The sequence below is a fragment of the Acidobacteriota bacterium genome, assembly GCA_026393755.1.
Lineage (GTDB): Bacteria > Acidobacteriota > Vicinamibacteria > Vicinamibacterales > JAKQTR01 > JBAXOX01.
On the sequence record JAPKZO010000035.1, the window covers coordinates 14,272 to 30,258 of the forward strand.

The following is a 15,987-nucleotide window of genomic DNA, read 5'->3' on the forward strand; positions in this document are numbered from 1 at the left end:
ATCGAATCACGGATCGGATCGGTCGTCACCCGGGCAAGGTGAAGCGGGCAGTAGCGAACGCTGAGGCCCGCCCGTTCGAGACATGCGCTGCCTGTGCGCCCTGGGTTGGCGCATGGCGTGCGCTGTTCACCCTGGGCTTGGACTTGCGGGCCTGAAGCGCGCGCTTTGCACACATTCTTCCATCGGCAGCCACAAACGTTTGACTCCCGTTCCAGCCGCAGTGAGAATGCCCTTGAGAACAACAGGCGGTGCAGGCGCCTTGTTGGTCCAGTCACAGCGATGTCTCCAGTTGACGCCCGGCGTCGGGAGAGATTGACTCCCCAAGATTCGGCGGTGCGTGTCGGCCCTGAGTGCGGGTTCTCATCTGTTCGCATCGTGGGCGAACGCCACGCGCGATTCGTCCGCCATGCACGCCCATCGAACACCCCGGTTGACCGTCGGACCGCACGCCGGATGCCGGCTTCCGCCATCGGCTGTACGGGGTCTTTGCATCGCGCCTGCGCCAGGGCGCGTGGCCCCCGTGGGCTGCTGTCTGCAGGCGTATCTGGTCAGCAACTACAAGGAAGGAGGAACGAATGCACCATCGTCTTGCAGTCGCAGTCGCACTCCTGGTCCTGGGCGTCGGGCCCGTCCTCCCGCTCGCCTCGGTGAGGGCGGACCAGCAGGGCGCGGATGAGCGCCAGAACGTTGCACTGAAGAGGCAGGCGCAGGAACGGTCGCTGGCTCACACGCTGGCCAGCGTCGGTCGAGCCCGCGCGGCTGGTAGGCCGGACATCCTCACGGCACAGTGGGATCGCGCAATTCAGGACGAGCGCAGTTCTGTAATTGAGGCCGGCGGTCCCGGCACCTGGGAGGAGCAGGTTCGACAATCGACCTGTGCGGCGCAGGTCGTCTCAGTGGGAACCGCGATCGACCGGCAGTCATTCTTGACGCAGAACGCTCAGTTCATCCTGAGCGACTACACGATTCGAGTCGACGCGGTGCTCAGAGGTGACCCCAAGGCGTCCGGAGGCACGACAAGCTATGTACGGCCCGGCGGCGCCGTCATGGTGAAGGGAAAGCTGGTCACGGCCAGGCACAGCCGCTTCCCCGCGCTCGAGGAAGGCAGCCGCTACATCATCTTCGCAGACCAGACCGAGGGGAGTTTCGGATTGACGGTTCAGCGGTCCACCCGGTGGAGCCTCGACCTCCTCTCGGCTGACCCCATTGCCCGCGCCATTGGGCCTGACGCCGTCAAGGCCCTTCAGGAAGGCGTGGCCTCGGACCGGGTCGTGGCGACTATCAAGGCGACAGTCTGCGGCAAGTAGAAGGAGGGAACGATCACCACGTACATCACCTTCGCGCCGCGGGAGGGTTCTGAGACAGCCGAGTTGCGCGGGTCGGCGCTGGTGGCTCGCGAGGTGGCGACACCGGAGTTGTCGCTTGGACGCTGCTGGGACTACTTGGTCGGAGTCGTCGACGGAAGAAGTGACACCGGCACGTGGCTACGCGAAGCGTGTCTTGGTGGCGCGTTGGGGGATCGACCTGAACGCGCCGAGTGGCGTCGGGGTGGACTGGGTCGACCTCATCGCTAACAGCCCGTGGTGAACACGATGGCGCTCTCGGCCCGAATCAAGTTCAGCAGCGATGGCAAACCGACTCCGGAGTCGTTGCTGGCGGTGGAGTTTCTGGAAGGGACAGACAAGAAACGCCGCCCGGCCACTTGTCAATCAACGCATTACCGTGGTAATGTATCGCCTATGCCAATCGCACGATCACGAGTGACGGCTCAAGGTCAGGTGTCGGTACCTGCCGAGGTGCGCCGCAAACTTGGTGTCGGGCCGGGTTCCCTGTTGGAATGGAACGAAGAGGGGAACGCGGTCGTGGTCCGGCGGTCTGGGCGGTACACTTCGGTGGAAATTCACCGGGCGCTCTTCGGGCAACAGATCCCGCCACCACGAGCGCTGAGCGAACTGAAGGAAGGCATCCGGCAGCACGCCCGGGTACGCCATGCGCGCGGTTGATACGAACGTTCTCGTGCGGCTGCTGACGCGGGACAAGCCGAAGCAAGTGGCGGTTGCCGACGCGTTCGTACAACCCGGCGCCTGGGTATCGGTGCTGGCCCTGGCCGAAGCCACGTGGGTGCTGGCCACCGTCTACGACCGCGACGCGGACCACGTCGCTCGGGCGGTCGACATGCTGCTGAACCATCAGTGCCTCACGCTGCAGGAGCCGGAGGCGGTGGCGGCGGCACTTGAGACATTTCGGCGGCGACCCGCGCTGGGGTTTTCCGACTGTCTCCTCGTCGAACTCGCGCGAAAGGCGGGACATCTGCCGCTTGGCACGTTCGATCGGAATCTCAGCAAGGTCGACGGGGCCGCAAAGCTGTGAGCGACGGAAATCTTCGACGGCGGTCCAACAATCGAATGGGGTCGACGCGCCCAGGGTCGCAAAGGCGCGCGGCTCATTCGTAACGTTGAGTGAGATCAAAGACAGAGACGACGAACGACGGAACCACGAATCGGATCGGTCGTCACGTGGGAAAGGCCAGGCGGGTCGTGGCGAACTCTGAGGCCCGCCCGTTCGAGAGCTGCGTTGCGTGCGCGTACAGGGTTACCGCATGGCGGGCGCCGTTTACCCTGGACTGGATTCGTGGGCCTGAAGCGCGCGCTCTCGCGTACGCGATAAGTACGTCTTCTTGGACTCTTGGGCACGTCGGTTCGGTTTCCACACGAGACGGCCGCGCGAGACGAGAGCCGCCGCGGGTGAGCGCCAGACCTTGGGCGGTCCGCTCGAAGGCGGCCATTTCATCGGGACGATTCTGGAGCGAAGCCAGGCGGCAACCTCCGGCTCCGTGAGTCGACCGGCAGCAAGATCGAGCATGTTGGTCAGGACATCATCCTCGTCGGCTTCAATGTCTTGACCATTAATCGCCAGGAACGTCAGCATGACCACGAGCGCGACGCGTCTGTTCCCGTCGTTGTACGGGTGATTTCGTGCGAGGCCGAATGCGCAGGCGGCACCGAGCGCCGCCAGATCGGTCGTTGGTTCGTAGAGCCACGTGTGGTGAGGGCGAGCCAGCGCCGACTCAAGACCGTTTTCGTCGCGAAGTCCGCCAGATCCTGTAGATTTGCCAGGACCGGGGAACCGCTGCCCCGACGCACCAGGCCATCGGAGCCGTCATGAGTCAATCTGCAAACGACACCGCATTTCACATCATGGCCTCGAACTGCCGCTTCGGACGCGGGATCACGCACGAGGTCGGCATGGACCTGGTCGATCTCGGGGCCGAGCGCGTGTTGGTCGTGATTGACCCGGCGCTGAGGTCACTGCCGACTGGCGCGATCGTGCAGCAGTCGCTGGAGGACAGCCGGTTGGAGTTCGACGTGTTTGACGGCGTGGAAGTGGAGCCGACTGACGCGAGCTTCATGGCGGCGTCGGCGTTCGCGACGGAAGGTCGGTTCGATGCCATCGTGGCCGTCGGTGGGGGCAGCACCATCGATACAGCCAAAGCGGCGAACGTATATGCGACGTATCCGGCGGACTTCCTCGACTACGTGAATCCGTCGATCGGCAGGCAGCGGGCGGTGCCGGGCCCCCTGAAGCCGCTGATTGCCATTCCAACGACCGCCGGAACAGGCAGCGAGACGACCGGCGTGGCGGTCTTCGACTACACGCCACTGCGGGTGAAGACCGGCATTGCGTCGAAGTTCATGCGGCCCACCATGGGGATTGTCGACTGGGACAACACGCACACTCAACCCGCGGCAGTGGCAGCCAGTGCAGGATTGGATGTGCTCAGTCATGCTCTGGAGAGTGTCACGGCGTTGCCGTACGACCAACGCCTGCGTCCGCCGCGGCCTTCGATGCGGGCGGCGTATCAAGGCGCGAATCCGATGAGCGACGTCTGGGCCATGCGAGCGCTGGAGATCGTTGCCGAATTTCTTCCTCGAGCGGTGGCAGACGCGAATGACGTTGACGCTCGAATGCAGATGATCCTCGCGGCGTCGATGGCCGGCATCGGATTTGGAAACGCCGGAGTGCACCTGCCCCACGCGATGGCGTATCCGGTGGCCGGAATGGTCCGTGGATTCCGGCCGGATGGGTACGCGACGAGACATCCGCTTGTGCCGCATGGAATGTCCGTGATCCTGCAGACGCCGGCGGTGGCTCGATTCACAGCCCCAACGTCGCCGCAGCGTCACTTACTCGCGGCGAAAGCACTGGGAGCCGACATTTCTCACGCGAGTCCGGCTGACGCAGGGCCTGTTCTGTCAGATCGTGTCATGCACTTCATGCAGACGTTGAGGATGCCGCGCGGCTTGAAGGCGGTCGGTTACTCACTGTCTGACCTGCCAGCGTTGGTCGACGGGACACTCGCACAGCAGCGACTGCTCGGGTTGTCGCCACGCCCCGCTGCAGCCGACGATCTCGCGAAGTTGTTCGAAGAGTCGATGGTGTTGTGGTAGACGCCCCGACGTGGGAGCGACGGCGGTCGGACGGGACGCGCCGCCACTCTCGTTCGGACTCAGGCTCGTCAGCGCGTCGGCCTCAACGCGACGATGCGCGCGATGAGGGCCTTGTCGTCTGGCAACTGCCCGGCCGCCGGAAGCCGCGGCACCAGATCCGCCCAGTAGGGCTCCTTCGCAAAGACGCGGCGGAAGATCGGCTCGGCCTCGGCGATCCGCCCGATCGACGCCATGGTGACCGCCTGCCAGAACGGCAACTCGAGGATCTCCGGCGCGAGGCGCCCGGCCTCGGCGTACTCCTTGAGCGCGGCCTCGATCTTCTTGTCAGCCACGAGCTCGTCGCCGCGGTTCGCGTGGGCATACGCGCGCTGCAGCCGCACCAGCCTTCGCAGTTCGGTAATCGGATCGGGATGATCCTCCACGCGGAGATCGAACAGCCGGTCGGCGCCCGCCCACGGCTTGCCGGATGACTTTGCCTTCACCACCAGGATGGCGGCCGACTGCCTGCCGCGGATGTCGCCGCCGACTCGCTGACCCGCCTCCAGCGCAGCCAGCAGCCGATCGGCGAGATCGCCCTTCGCGCTTTCGTACGCCGCCGACATGGCTGGCCACACCTTGTCGTTGGCCATCAGGTTGGCCTGCACCGAGTACTGCGCGCCGACCTTGTGGCCGGCGGCCGCAATGGCCAGCTTGCCGGTGTGCGCCGCCACGCGCCCCTGCGTGTCGATCATCGCCACCTGCCGCACCTCACGCTGCGCGTCTTCGGCCACCAGCCGCTTCAGCGCATCGGGCGCCGGTGCGCCCTTGCGGATCAAATCGAGTCCCCGCGGCCCGTAGGCGGGCTCGACAAACGACTGCGTGGCGACGGCCCCGACTCCCGCTTCGGCCCACGTGACGATGGAGCCGACCGAGAACCAGTGTGACTGGACGGCTACACCAAGATCGCCCGTCGCGGGGTCGCGAGCCACGATCGAGAAGGTGTGCGCCAGCGGCCCCGTCGCGCCCCGGGGCCGCACAGGCGTCTGCGCGAGGGTCGCCACGACGGCTGTCGCTGCGGGCGGCGCCGTCGACTGAGCGGTGGCCGCCGGAACAACAGGCTGCTGCTCGACGTTCTTTTCCGGCGAGCCGCAGGAGCACAGCAGAGTCATGCCGACAAGAATGGCGAGAATCCGGCCGCTCTCTTTCATGTTGCCTCCTCCGAGTCGTGACCGTCGCTTGTGCCAACGAGGCCGTTGTGCGCACCTGATCCGGCCGGGTTTCGATCATCCGCAGGGTCCTGGCGAGAGCCGGCGCGGGCCACCAGTCGGGCCGCGGCGATCCTATCACCAGCCGACTGAAGTCCGAGTCTCTCAGCCTCCGCGGATTCCGAACGTCGAGCGCATCTGCAATGCGCCCCGCGGCGCTCTCTGTCCAGCTGTCCCTTTCCCGTGGCATGACTCCAGACAGATCATGTACATTGGTGCGCTTGACGGACGAACCTCGGACCCGGGCCCCGATTCATCCCGTGCGGCAGCGCGAGGACGTGCTGCGACGGCCGGTTCTTTGTGCGCGCGATCGCGCCTGAGCAAACACGATGGACAACCCGCTGTTCGGGGAACGGTTTCAGAAGAGGTTCTTCGGCCTTTCCAGCGTGCTCACGACCCGTTTCCCTCGTCTGGGCGCCACGATTCTCGATTCGACCCTGGTTCCTTTGATCGGAAGCCCCCTGCTGACCTGGCATGCCCGTCGACACAATCTGAGGCTTCTGAAGAACGTGCGTGAATTCAGGCGCATCCTCGTCCTCGCCGACATCCACATCGGCGATGCCGTGATGATGCAGGCCCCGGTGTCGGCTCTGCGCGACTTTCTTCCGGACGCCGAAATCGACTATGTCACGATGAAGGGCATCTTCAGCCTCATCGAGGGCAATCCTGACATCACGCGCGTCGTGCCCCTCTACACCGGCTCTCCGCTGCCGTCGGACCGTGACCGCCAGGGCGTTCGCGAATGCATTGCTCAAGGAGCCTACGACATCTGTTTCAATTTCAGTCCGTTCTTCGATGGTTCGGACCTGTTCCCGCCCGATCTGGCCGTCATCCATTTTCTGAGCCATGCCTCGGTCCTGGTTCACAACGAGTTCCACCCGGTCGCTCCCAATCATTTTCTCTATCAGGCACACAGCTTCGTTCGTGAACTGCTGTCGTCGTTGTTCCGGCCCAAACGGGACGTGCCATTCACGGGCGTTTCAATCCATCTGTCCGATGCCGCAGTCGACCAGGCTGAAGGCTTCCTTCGAGGCGCCGGGATCGCCGGGAACGCTCCATTGGTCATGCTGAATCCGGACGCTGCCTCCCCCTATACGCGGGTGCCGTTTGATGAACAGGTGGGGTTGCTGAAACAACTGTCAGCGCTCGCGGTGCCCATTCTGATGGCCGCGGGGCATTCCGAAGCGAATATTGGTGTCCGGCTCAGGGACGCCCTCCCGGCCGCGCAGCAGCGCCACATCCACATCATCCCGCCAACGATGCCTCTGGACGCCTGGTCGGCATTGATCGATCGGGCCGACGCATTCGTGTCTGCTGACACAGGCCCCCTGCACCTCGGAGCCGCCCGAAAGGTGTCGAGATCCGGATCCCGCACGTTCCGCAACCGGACGGCCATTCACGGTATCTTCGGCGCCACGCCGGCTCGGATGTCGGGATACGATTCGGCTCTTCCCGGTTTTCTGCCCGCCAATCAGGATGCGCCGTCGCACACCTACGTTGCCGGCAGTCCGTGCCGGAACATCACGTGCTTGAACAAGCTCTACAAGACCTGCCAGACTGTCCGCTGCTTCGAGGTGACGGACATCGACGCCATCGGCTCGAGGATCCGAGCCGAGATTTCGACGTTACGTCACGCCTGATGCCCGGACGATCGACCAACGGCAACGCAGTCACGCCACCATGACTCTGATGCTCCTGTTCCTCCTGGCGTTCACGTTGGGGTTTGTGAGCGCCATTCCCCTGGGCGGTTCTCAGGTCGAGGTGGCGCGGCGCGCTCTGGGCGGGCATCCGTGGGCCGCCGTCGCGGTCGCCATGGGTTCGGCCAGTTCAGACGTGATGTACGGCTGTGTGGCGTTCTTCGGAATCGCTCCTTTCCTGTCCAGGCCGGGCATCATGGCGTGGTTCTATCTGGCGGGAGGGGTGGTGCTGCTGGCGCTGGCCTGCTTCAGCTTCAGGCAGAGCAGGACGCTTCATCAACTCGACGTCAGCCACCCGATGCTGCGCAGGAAGCATCTGTCCTACGTCGTCGGATTCGTTCTGGCCGTCTCCAATCCCCAGATGATCATCACGTGGCTGATTGGGAAGGGCATCGCGGAACAACTGGGCGTTGTCACGGTGTTCACGCCCGGACAGTCGGCGATGTTCGTGGCGGCCGGCGGCCTGGGGCTGATGAGCTACCTGGTCGGCCTGGCATTCGTCTTGAGCCGGCTCAAGCGGTTCATTCCCGTCAGCGCGTTGAGACGAACCTACTATTGGCTCGGATTCATCCTGATCGGACTGTCTTCGCTGTTCCTCCTCGGCTGCGTAAGAATATGGCTCGCGAGACAAGGCGGTTGACGAAGCTGGATCATTCGAGCGTGTGCGGCACCGGCGCCGCTGGGATGCTGGGAGAGAGCTGGATGACAACACCATCGGCGGTTTGGAGCGATGTGGTCTGCATTCGCGAGACGGCGCCGCTCGTCCACAACATCACGAACTTCGTCGTCATGAACACGACGGCCAACGCGTTGCTTGCCATCGGAGCTTCGCCCGTGATGGCGCACGCGATCGACGAAGTGGAAGACATGGTGCGCCTGGCGGGGGCGCTCGTCATCAACATCGGGACGCTGAGCCCGGCCTGGGTGGATGCGATGGTGAGGGCGGGGAAGGAAGCGTCGCGGATCGGGATTCCGATCGTCGTCGATCCGGTCGGCGCGGGTGCGACGCGCTACAGGACGGAGACGGCGCAGCGCCTGGGCCGTGACGTGGCGCCGGCCATCATTCGAGGCAACGCATCTGAGATTCGGGCGCTGGTGCAGGCTGATGCGACAACCCGGGGCGTCGACAGCATGCATGCAACCGGAGAGTCGATCGAGCACGCGCGCCGCGTGGCCGGCCAGTACCGCTGCGCCGTGTCGATGAGCGGAGCGACCGACATCATCGTCTCCGCCGATGCGACCGCGCGCGTCGACAACGGCCATCCGATGATGCCGCGCGTGACCGGACTCGGCTGCGCCGCCACGGCGCTGACAGGCGCGTTTGCGGCGGTCAATCCGTCCGCCTTCGAGGCGGCCCTGCACGCGATGATCGTGATGGGGGTCGCGGGCGAAATCGCCGCTGAGCGGGCCGCCGGGCCTGGCAGTTTCTGGGTCCAGTTCCTGGATGCGCTCTACGCGCTCCAGCAATCCGACATCACCGCGCGCATGAGGGCCAGCGACGGATGATGCCCGATTCGCGCTTCCTCGCCTTCGCGGGCATCTCGGCGCTCCTCGTGTTGAGCCCGGGTGCCACGCTGGCCGTGGTCACCGAGACGGCGATCGCCGAAGGCCGTGTGGCCGCTCTGTTCACGGTACTGGGTGTCGGCATCGGCAACTCGACGCTGGCGCTCGGGTCGGCGCTTGGGATGTCGCTCGTGCTGCATCGGTGGCCGTGGGCGCTTGACGCCGTGAAGGTCGGCGGTGCCGTGTATCTCAGCTTCCTTGGTCTGCGAGGGCTCTGGTTCGGCGTCAGAGGACGCGGACCTGATCGCCAGGCGGGCGGTGAACCGCACGCGGCACCCTGCGCGCCGGGGCGCAGCCACATCGGGCGCGGCATCATGACCAACATGCTCAATCCGCCGGTTGTGCTGTTCTATATGACCCTGCTCCCGCAGTTCATCGACGCCAGCGATCCCCTCTTCGCGCGCTTCCTGCTGCTCGCCGCCACACACGTGTCGATGAGTCTCGCGTGGCAATCGAGCTGCGCGATCGCCGCCAGCGCGGTCGCCGATCGGTTTGCGCGGCCTGCGGTCAGGCGGACGCTCGAGGCCACGACCGGCGCAGTGCTGGTCTTCCTCGGCGTGCGGCTGCTCTTTCGCTGACCTCAGTCTTTTTTTCAGGGCCTTCGTCCTGGCGCTCGGTGCCCGCTACCGCAGGTCGGCCTGCCGATCGAAGACGTGATTGGTCGTCAACTCGCGAGGCAATCCGCCGCCTTCGACTTTGATGTGGATCATCAACTGCCGCAGATCCGACGACACGGTATAGGTGCTCGTCACCTTGGGTCCGTCCTGGTACTTGGCCTCGATAATGAGTTGCTCGCCGTTCCAGCGCGTCTTGCTCTTGATGACGCCATCGCCGGTGAGGTGTTCCTCTTCCTTGCCGTCAGCCGTGAACTTCTGCGTGCGGCCGTCCACGTTCGTGAACAGCATCAGCGGGCCGTCCTGGACGATCGTCCATCCGTCGGCCGGCCTGATCAGGTCAGCAAGCAGGGTGCGCATCCGCTTCATCTGTTCCGGGTCGCCTCCCCGGCCGCCCTGGTAGCCGCCCCCGCCCGTGCCCCCGCCCATCCCTCCGCGTCGTCCGCCACCGCCTCTTCCGCCCGGGCCGCCGATGCCGCCGCCCATTCCGCTCGGGCGCCGGCCACTTTCCCCAGCCCGGGCGTTCTCAGCCACGGGCTTGTCGGTCAGGTCCTTGTTGAGTTTCCACGCGCCGACGATCGGGTTTGGCTTCCCGCCGGCCTGCGCGGCCGGCCGCTCCTGACCCCATGCCATCGCGCTGGCGCCAAGAAACGCGGCGCTCACCAGCACGGCCACCAATCGCTTCATGATGTCTCCTCTGCCGGTTCCGTGAGTGTAATCCCGCCGTTACGCCGCTGGTGTCTCGCCGTCGCCGAGCCGGCGCATCAGGTAGTAGACCGTGGGCGTGGCCACAAGTGACAGAAGCACGGAGATGCAGAGCGCGCCGATCACGGCGACCGCCAGCGGCTTCAGCATGTCGGCGCCAGAACCGACGCCGTACGCGAGCGGCAGCATACCCATCGCCGCCGCCATCGACGTCATCAGGACGGGCCGCAACCGGCGCCGGCCCGACTGCACAAGGGCCTCCTGCAGTGGTTGACCGCTCGCCACGAGCTGCTCCACGAAGTCGAGCATCAGGATGCCGTTCTTGGCGACGATGCCGACGCCGATGATCGCGCCAAGAAACGAGACGACGTTTAGTGATGTGCCGGTGAGCCACAGCGCGAGGATGGTCCCGAACATCGCCAGCACGGCTCCGATGACGATGGCGAGCGGCTCGAGAAACGAACGGAATTCCACGAGCAACACCGTAAAGACCAGCACGATGGCCATGCCGAGGACAATCAACAGGTTGCGGAACGACTCCTGCTGTTGCTGATACAGCCCGCCGTACTCGATGGTTCCTGGCGGCAGCGAGGTCTGCCGGCCGAGCGTTTCGCGGATCTCCGCCATCGCGCTGCCAAGATCGCGTCCTTCCAGCCGCGCCGTGACGGCGACGTTCTGGCGCAGATCCTCCCGCCGCAGTTCCAGCTGGCCCGGCTCTTCGACGACGTCGACCACCTGCGAGAGACGGATCTCGCTCCCGTCCGGCGCACGAATGGGCAACTCCTTGAGGACGGCCAGCCGGTCGAGGCGCGACGGATCGATCTTGACGCGGACGCCGACGACGCGGTCGCCTTCGAGGACGGTCGAGGCCGTCTCACCGAGCATGGCGATGTTGACCGACGTCGCGATATCGTCGGCGGTCAAGCCGAAGCGCGCGGCGTCAGCCTGTCTGACCTTGAGGCTGATTGACGATCCCGCGTAGACGAGGCCATCGAAGGAGTCCACGACGCCACGGATCTTCTTGAGCTGCGCTTCGATCTCCGGAGCATGCTGCTTGAGAAACGCGGTGTCGGTCGAGAAGAGTTTGATCTCGATGGGCTTTGGGGCCCACATCAGGTCGCCGATCAGGTCGCCCAGGATCCCGGGGAACTCCCAGTTCACTCCTGGCAGCTCGGTGTTGAACTTCTGCCGCAGTTCCGAGATGACCTCGTCGGTCTTGCGGGTACGATCTGGTTTGAGCTTGACGAGGAAATCGCCGGTGTTGGGCTCGGCAATCGACAGCGCCAGCCGCGCGCCGGTTCGGCGCGAGTAACTCTCCACCTCCGGCGTCTTCACCAGGATGGCTTCAGCCTGCACCAACTGCCGATGGGTCTCTGACAGGCTCGTGCCCGGCGGCGTGAAGTAGTCGATCACGAAGCCGCCCTCATCCATGGGCGGCAGAAACTCGCTCTCGAGTTGCGAGTACAGACCAGCCCCGCCGGCGAGCACGATCGCGCAGACGCTGGCCGTCAGCCATTGATGCCGGAGCGCCAGCCGAACGGCCTTCTCGTAGACATGGATGACGCGCCGAAAGAGGAATCCGCCCTCTTCGACATCATGGCCCTCGACGGCGTGCGGCCGCCGCCGCACCAGCCAGGTCGCCAGCGATGGCGTCAGCGTGACGGCCAGCACCAGCGACGTGAGAAGCGACACGACCATCGTGAGGGCGAGCGCGCGGAAGAACACTCCCGTGATGCCGTCCAGAAAGGCCAGCGGGATGAACACGACGACGGGCGTCAGGGTCGACCCGACCAGGGGCCTGACAATCTCGCGAATGGCCTCCTGCACGGCATCGGTCGTCTTCAGCCCGCTCATCAGCTTTGCGTGAATCGCCTCCACCACGACGATCGCATCGTCGATGACCAGACCAATCGCGGCCGCGATGCCTCCAAGCGTCATCAGATTGAAGGTGAGCCCCATCATCTTCATCGCCACCAGCGTGATCAGCACGGTGATCGGAATGACCAGGGTGGCCACCAGGGTGGTGCCCCAGTTCTTCAGAAAGAGGTAGATGATGACGATCGAGAGGATCAAGCCGAACGCAATCGCTTCCCACACGCTGCGCACCGACTCGCTGACGATCACCGACTGGTCGTAGAAGAACGCCAGTTTCATGTCGGGGGGCAATTCGCGCTTGAGGGCCTGGAGTTCCTCTCGCAGGCGGCTCGCGATGTCCAGCGTGCTGCCGTCCGGCTGACTGCGGATGTTCAGCAGAACCGCGTTGACGCCGTCGGCGGTGACAACGTTGAACACAGGTTCCGGCCCGCGTTCGACGCGCGCCACGTCCCTGACGCGGATTGGAGTTCCGCTGACGACCGCGACGACCAGGTTTTCGATGTCGCCAGCACCGTGCAGGCGGCCGTCCACCACGGCCAGGTACAGCGTGTGGTTCTCCTCGTGCATCCCCGTGGGCGCCACGAGGTTGTTCTTCGTCAGCGCCTCGGTGATCTGTGTCAGGCCGATCCCGGCGGCCTGCAGGCGCACGGGATCAACGATCACGTGGAATTCCGGCGTGCGGCCACCGACCAGATCAACGCGCGCCACGCCTGGGATCTGGAGAAACCGGAGCTTGAGGTTGTACCGAGCGGTTTCCCAGAGCGCGGTCGTGCTTCGGGTGGGACTGGTCAAGCTGACGCCGACGATCGGGAAGGCGGAAAAGGTGAGGCGGAACACCGCGGTGGTCGCCGATGGCGGCAGGGTGCTGCGAATCTGCGACAGTCGGCTCAAGACGTAGAGTTCCGACTGGGTCATGTCGACCGACCACGTGAAGAAGACGCTGATCTCGGCAGATCCCCGGCCGGTGGCAGACCGGACCGTCACGGATCCGGGGATGTCCTTCATCGATTCTTCGATGGGTCGGGTGATGGTGGCCATCATTTCGTCGGCCGGCATCACGCCGTTGTCTACGAGGATGACGACGCGCGGGAAGTTCGTTTGCGGAAAGACAGACGAAGGAATGTGAAACGCGGCGTACCCGCCACCCAGGCACAGGGCGAGGCACACGAACGCTATGGCGACGCTGTAGCGAGAGGAAAACCGACCCAGTCGTGAGGTGCTGGTCATGGGCGAATCACCCGAACCTTGGTCTCCTTCGGCAGCCCGTATGCGCCAGCAGCCACCACCGTCATGCCAGCCTTGATCCCGTCGCCTTCCACCTCCACGAGCGCTCCGTCGCGCAGTCCTGTGTTCACCGCGCGCTTCACGGCCGTATCGCCGGTGACGATCGCGATCGTGCTGCCGTCGGCGTCAGTGACGACGCTCTCGACGGGCACAGCCAGGCAGTCGCGGTGCTCTTCGGACACGATTCGGAGATTCACGAATTGGCCCGCACGCAGTCCCGCGCCCATCGGGACCGACGCACGCACCAGTACCGTATCGGTCTTGCTGTCGACCTGCGACGCGATGAAGACGAGCGTGCTGCGTTGGCTGATCACCTGACTGGCCAATGCGGCGGACCCCTGCGCGCCGAGTGATACCTCGACAGGCTGGCCGATCCTCAGCCTCGCCACATCCACGCTCCGAACGGCGGCCCCGATGACCAGACGGTCCAGATCGATCACGTCGGCCAGTACGCTTGTCAGATCCACGGCGTCACCCGGCCGCGCCGCCACGTGCACGACGGTCCCGGCGAGCGGCGACGAAATGACAAGCAACGCACGCTGGGCTTCGGCGTTGGCCACCTCGTTTCTGGCGATCGTCAGATTCTGTTCGGCTTCCTGGAAGAGCCGTTGGGAGGTGGCCTCGCCCGCGCCGAGTTTCTGCTGTCGTGCAAATTCCCGTTCGGCGTATTGCACCGCTTGCTTCGCCTTTTCGACGGCAACATCGGCGACGCGGCTGTCCAGGCGAAACAGCACCGTCCCCTTTGCCACACGCTGCCCTTCGGCGCATGACGCTTGTGCCACGATCCCGGCGACGGGCGTGGCAATGCGGGCGCTGGCCGGAGGCTCGGTGCCGGTCGCCTGCTGGGGCTCAACCGTCCCCCACGCGGGCACGTAGCCTCGCAGCGTCGTCTTCACGAGCGGGGCGACCCGCACGGCGACGACGGTCGGTCCCGATTCCGGATCGCCTTCCGCCGGGGCCGAACGCATGGCCCGCCATGCCACAATGCCCGCGAGAGCCACCACGGCCACGATAACCAGAGTGAACGCCGCGCCTCGTCTCATGATGATTCCTCTTGCCTCACTGCCTGACCTGCCCCGGATCTCTTGGCATCACGGTCGACACCCATTCAGTCAGGTCGGTCGGTCGCTGGATCGCATCTTCCAGCCGCCCCAGCGCTTGATGGGTCTTGACAAGCGCGTCGAGCCGCGCCAGTTGAATGACGGCGAGCTGAAGTTGGATGACACTCAAATCAAGCCGGGAAAGATCGCCAGCGTCGAACGAGGCTTTCGTCAGGCGTTCCTGCTTCTGCGACTGCGCGACGAGGGTCTCAGCAGTTGTGACCTTCTCGAGCGCCGCCCGGTAGGTCGCCAGCGCGACGTCGATCTCGCCAATCGCATGCGCCTGCACCGCGGTGAACCGCGCGGCGGCCTGCGTGCGCCGCGCCTCGGCTTCGGCGATCGGTCCCCGGTTTCGATTGAAGAGCGGCAGCGCGCCCGAGAGTCCAAGCGTCCACTTGTTGTCGGTCTGGTCCAACTGGTAGCCGGGTCCCAGGTGAATATCGGGGTACTGTCTGGCGATCTCGAACTGCAGCGCAGCCTGACTGGCGCCGTAGGTCTCGAGCGCACCCAGGATGTCCGACCGGTTGAGCAGCGACTGACGCCGCACATCCGGGGCCGGCAGATCCTTCGGCAGGGGCCGGAACAGGCCGAAGTCGAATTCGGCGCCATCGAGTGCGTGGACGCTGATGCCCAGCGCGTCAGCAAGCTGCCCCCTGGCTTCGGCGCGCTGCCTGGCTGCATCGTGCGATGCGAGCCGGATGGTATCGAGCGCGATCCGCGCCTGGGTCAGCTCGAACGGAGAGATGGCGCCGGCGGCGAGCTGCCGATCGAGCAGCTCGACGACGGTCGATTGGAGCTTCTGCTGGGTCTCGAGAAGCGCCGCTGTCTCGCCGGCTTCGAACAGGCCGAGCAGGCTCTGCCGCACGCGGCTGCGCACCTGCCACGCCGCGCTCGCAATCGCGAGTTGAGCAGCCCGCGACAACTGCCGGGCCTGCGCGATGCGATGCCCCCGTTTGCCGGCCGTCTCGATGGTGAAATCCAGATCGAGCGAGAGAATCCACGGACGGACCTGGCTGGCCGGCGTCGTGGAGTTAAAAGCGGGGGCGAGGCTGGCGTTCGGGTTCGGTCGCTCCCCGGCCGTGATTCCGGCTGCACGCGCGACGGCCCAGTCGGCCCGGGCCACATCAAGATCGGGGTTGTAGTAGAGGCCGACCAGGCTGAGCGCCTGGACATCCCATCGCTTCGGCGGCCACGCGGAAATGTGTTGATTGGTCCGGAGGAAGATCCCGAGATCAGGATTGTCCAGCGTCCGGGACTCTATCGAATCCAGATTGACAAGCGCCGAGATGGGCCTCGGCTGGTAGTGTACACAACCAGCCACGACCACCATCAGAAGTCCAAGTCCAGACGCCAGGAACCCGCGGCCATTGCTCATGATCGGATCTCACTCGGCTTTATCACGAGCCAGAACGCCGCTGGACCGGTGTCGCTGTGCTCGGCACGGCTCGGTCGATCAA

13 protein-coding genes are annotated in these 15,987 nt (G+C 65.1%); 8 read left to right on the plus strand and 5 right to left on the minus strand.

The window, feature by feature from the left end; genetic code table 11:
- Positions 1-575 precede the first annotated feature (575 nt).
- The 4 genes from NTV05_15205 (at position 576) to NTV05_15220 (ending at position 4,448) form a co-directional block, all read left to right on the plus strand.
- A complete protein-coding gene (locus NTV05_15205; protein ID MCX6545747.1) occupies positions 576-1,307 on the plus strand; it encodes a hypothetical protein in 732 nt (243 codons plus the stop codon).
- Between the two features lie 432 nt (positions 1,308-1,739).
- Positions 1,740-2,003, plus strand: a complete 264-nt coding sequence (locus tag NTV05_15210) for an AbrB/MazE/SpoVT family DNA-binding domain-containing protein (GenBank protein ID MCX6545748.1) — start codon at positions 1,740-1,742, stop codon at positions 2,001-2,003.
- Positions 1,990-2,370 carry a PIN domain-containing protein gene (locus tag NTV05_15215; protein ID MCX6545749.1) on the plus strand — a complete coding sequence of 127 codons (381 nt, stop codon included), beginning with the start codon at positions 1,990-1,992 and terminating at the stop codon, positions 2,368-2,370. Before NTV05_15210 ends, NTV05_15215 begins: the two co-directional genes overlap by 14 nt.
- A 791-nt stretch (positions 2,371-3,161) precedes the next feature.
- Entirely contained in the window at positions 3,162-4,448 is a 1,287-nt protein-coding gene (locus NTV05_15220) for an iron-containing alcohol dehydrogenase (GenBank protein MCX6545750.1), read from the plus strand.
- A 68-nt stretch (positions 4,449-4,516) separates the two neighbouring features.
- On the opposite strand, the gene NTV05_15225 is transcribed toward NTV05_15220, so the two are convergent.
- Positions 4,517-5,635 carry a DUF1028 domain-containing protein gene (locus NTV05_15225; GenBank protein ID MCX6545751.1) on the minus strand — a complete coding sequence of 373 codons (1,119 nt, stop codon included), beginning with the start codon at positions 5,633-5,635 and terminating at the stop codon, positions 4,517-4,519.
- A gap of 386 nt (positions 5,636-6,021) precedes the next feature.
- On the opposite strand from NTV05_15225, the gene NTV05_15230 reads away from it, so the two are divergent.
- From NTV05_15230 to NTV05_15245, 4 genes are all read left to right on the plus strand, one after another.
- Complete coding sequence (locus NTV05_15230) at positions 6,022-7,332, plus strand: glycosyltransferase family 9 protein (GenBank protein ID MCX6545752.1); 1,311 nt, start codon at positions 6,022-6,024, stop codon at positions 7,330-7,332.
- Between the two features lie 40 nt (positions 7,333-7,372).
- Positions 7,373-8,029, plus strand: a complete 657-nt coding sequence (locus NTV05_15235) for a LysE family transporter (protein ID MCX6545753.1) — start codon at positions 7,373-7,375, stop codon at positions 8,027-8,029.
- A gap of 62 nt (positions 8,030-8,091) precedes the next feature.
- Positions 8,092-8,895, plus strand: a complete 804-nt coding sequence (gene thiM / locus NTV05_15240; GenBank protein ID MCX6545754.1) for a hydroxyethylthiazole kinase — start codon at positions 8,092-8,094, stop codon at positions 8,893-8,895.
- Complete coding sequence (locus NTV05_15245) at positions 8,892-9,530, plus strand: LysE family translocator (GenBank protein ID MCX6545755.1); 639 nt, start codon at positions 8,892-8,894, stop codon at positions 9,528-9,530. The genes thiM and NTV05_15245 overlap by 4 nt, the downstream gene beginning before the upstream one ends.
- A gap of 45 nt (positions 9,531-9,575) precedes the next feature.
- On the opposite strand, the gene NTV05_15250 is transcribed toward NTV05_15245, so the two are convergent.
- The 4 genes from NTV05_15250 to NTV05_15265 are packed head-to-tail and all read right to left on the minus strand — an operon-like array spanning position 9,576 to position 15,905.
- A complete protein-coding gene (locus NTV05_15250) occupies positions 9,576-10,253 on the minus strand; it encodes a hypothetical protein (protein MCX6545756.1) in 678 nt (225 codons plus the stop codon).
- Positions 10,254-10,292: 39 nt separating this feature from the next.
- Positions 10,293-13,373, minus strand: a complete 3,081-nt coding sequence (locus NTV05_15255; protein MCX6545757.1) for an efflux RND transporter permease subunit — start codon at positions 13,371-13,373, stop codon at positions 10,293-10,295.
- Positions 13,370-14,473: an efflux RND transporter periplasmic adaptor subunit gene (locus NTV05_15260; GenBank protein ID MCX6545758.1), complete on the minus strand. Its 1,104-nt coding sequence runs from the start codon at positions 14,471-14,473 to the stop codon at positions 13,370-13,372. Before NTV05_15260 ends, NTV05_15255 begins: the two co-directional genes overlap by 4 nt.
- Positions 14,474-14,489: 16 nt before the next feature.
- Positions 14,490-15,905 carry a TolC family protein gene (locus NTV05_15265; protein ID MCX6545759.1) on the minus strand — a complete coding sequence of 472 codons (1,416 nt, stop codon included), beginning with the start codon at positions 15,903-15,905 and terminating at the stop codon, positions 14,490-14,492.
- Positions 15,906-15,987: the final 82 nt, after the last annotated feature.